This window comes from Paenibacillus vini (assembly GCF_018403325.1).
GTDB lineage: Bacteria > Bacillota > Bacilli > Paenibacillales > Paenibacillaceae > Fontibacillus > Fontibacillus vini.
Window position 1 is genome coordinate 1 of record NZ_BOSL01000061.1, and the last position, 341, is coordinate 341.

The window sequence follows — 341 nt, forward strand, 5'->3', positions numbered from 1 at the left end:
GTGCACCAGTTGTTCCGCCAGGAGCATAGCTGGGTAGCTACGTGCGGACGGGATAAGCGCTGAAAGCATCTAAGCGTGAAGCCCCCCTCAAGATGAGATTTCCCAATTCGTAAGACCCCTTGAAGACCACGAGGTTGATAGGCCTGAGGTGGAAGTGCAGCAATGTATGGAGCTGACAGGTACTAATCGGTCGAGGGCTTATCCAAATTTCTAACGCAAATTCACGTTTCGTATCCAGTTTTCAAGCGATTAAGACGCTTGAACCGTTTGGTGGCGATGGCGGAGGGGTTCCACACGTACCCATCCCGAACACGACCGTTAAGCCCTCCAGCGCCGATGGT

Annotated in this window: 2 rRNA genes; both read left to right on the forward strand. The window is 53.1% G+C overall.

The window, feature by feature from the left end:
- Positions 1 to 206, forward strand: a 23S ribosomal RNA gene (locus tag KJS57_RS26150); the annotation flags it as partial.
- A 60-nt stretch (positions 207 to 266) separates the two neighbouring features.
- Positions 267 to 341, forward strand: a 5S ribosomal RNA gene (gene rrf / locus KJS57_RS26155); the annotation flags it as partial.